Origin of the sequence: Kitasatospora phosalacinea, from assembly GCF_000717185.1 — a bacterium.
GTDB lineage: Bacteria > Actinomycetota > Actinomycetes > Streptomycetales > Streptomycetaceae > Kitasatospora > Kitasatospora phosalacinea_A.
Genome location: NZ_JNYE01000224.1, coordinates 1 through 1,810, shown reverse-complemented (window position 1 = coordinate 1,810; position 1,810 = coordinate 1). Strand labels below are relative to the sequence as shown.

Genomic DNA, 1,810 nt, shown 5'->3' with positions numbered 1-1,810 from the left:
CAGCCCGGAAAACACCACACTCACAAGCTCGTTGACATCACGCACACCATGCCAACGACGCCCGTCACCCTTCGTTACCACCGATTACGGGACAGAGCCCAGTAGTCGGTGTTGTAGGTGCCGGTGCCGTTGTTCGATCCGGTGATGTGGGCGATCTTCTCGCCGTTGTCGCTCTGCGGCTTCCAGGTGCTCTTGCCGGAGTCCCACACCAGCGCGGTCGACGTGCCATTCAAGGACAACGTCAGGATCGGACCTGCATAGCACTGGTCGCCGGTCTCGGACGGCGAGGCGCTGCCCTCGGGCTGGTCCGTACAGGAGGTGAAGGTCTGCTCGATGTAGGAGTCCGGGGTCGACCACCCGTCGCCCACCCACGACGCCTGCGCCTGGGTGGAGGCGGTCTTACCGTCCACCGAGGCCGAGTCGTAGGTGAGTTCGATCGCGGGCACTACCGAGGTCGTGGCGCCTGGTGCCTGGATCGGATAGGCGTAAGTGAACGCCCCACTGCTGCTGCCACTGGACCAGGATCCGGACGGCGCCAGCGATCCGGCGGCGTAGCTGCCTGCGGCGCTGCCGCCCTGGTCATCGGAGGTGGTGGCCGCGAGGACCTGGAGGCTGGACATCGACGCTGCTTTCAGCACCGCCGAGTCGTTGCTGGAGAAGGTCGCGGGCACCGTGTTGCTGTTCGACGCCGAGGTGGAGGGTTCCACCTGCGACTGCCCGAGTTCGACCTCCGCCGACACACTGGTTGTCTTCGGATCCTGTTGGGTCGCGAGCGGGGTCTGCACGCGGCAGGCAGCGACATCTGGCGTGGTAAGCGCGCAGGCCGGGAGGGTGACCAAGTGGAGTCGGGAGGCGTAGTTGCCTCCGAAGGCTTCGGCGAAGGCCGAGTAGTCGACGCCGACCCGCACCTTGCTCTTGCTAGTGGCAGAGGACGGGTCGACGGTGAAGACGACACCGGAGACGCCGAGTGCGGCAGCCTTCTGGTGGTCGAACACCGACACGCCGATGTCGGACGGTCCCTGGTGAGCACCATCTTCGCTTTTGGGCGCCTGCAGCCACACCGGTGTACCTGCTGCGACCTGGCGGGCGCCGTCGGACTTCTCTGAGGGTGCAAGGACGTGGGCGCTGCTCTTGGCGGCTGCAGGCCAGGTGGTCGCGTGCGGGGTGAAAGCGCGCTGTGCCTGGCTGACCTGCTGGGCAACCTCCGGCTTGAGGTCCTTCACCCCCTTCACGGCCCCTGCCGAGGGCTTGCTGGGCTTCCACGGTTCGGCCGCTGCTGCGGCCTGCGCAGGGGCAGCAATCAATGCTGCTACCAGCGCGGCGGCTGCGGGGCAGCCGATCATCCGCCAGAAGCGATTTTGACGTCTCGTCACCTTTATTTGCTGACTATTCGTCAATCTTTGGCGAAAATCGCCGACTTGACTTCGTGCTCCACTGGACACTGATCTTCCATTTCTTTCGCCACCCACATGAGGGCAGCACAAGGCACTCGGAGCGATGATCGCTGCCGAGTTTGGAAGCGATCATGGCAAGAACCTGCGCATGCCGTCACCAGGTACAGAGCCTCCCGCCAGCTGTTTTTGCCTACTCTTTGCTCGATCATCGATTGACATAATCGGGCAAATGATCGGCAAGGTGCTCAATTCACTTGACCGAGCATCAGGGCAGCTTGAAAGCCTGTATCTCCCGTATGCGATTCTCCTGCCGGATATCGGCGCCTGCCGTCATCCGTTCCGTGAACGAAAGGGCTGGGGGCTTCCTGTGCCACCTTCCACACCAACAAGACGTGTGCTCGCCGCAGCGCTCGGCG

2 protein-coding genes are annotated in these 1,810 nt (G+C 63.8%); one reads left to right on the top strand and one right to left on the bottom strand.

The annotated features are described in order from the left end of the window. Positions 1-74 precede the first annotated feature (74 nt). On the bottom strand, positions 75-1,373 hold the full coding sequence (locus OO57_RS37660) for a hypothetical protein (protein ID WP_158715390.1): 1,299 nt from the start codon (positions 1,371-1,373) through the stop codon (positions 75-77). Between the two features lie 250 nt (positions 1,374-1,623). Between OO57_RS37660 and OO57_RS46585 the strand changes: the two genes are divergently transcribed. Next, positions 1,624-1,810 (top strand): hypothetical protein (locus OO57_RS46585; RefSeq protein ID WP_234337721.1); only part of this gene is annotated, 187 nt, incomplete at its 3' end.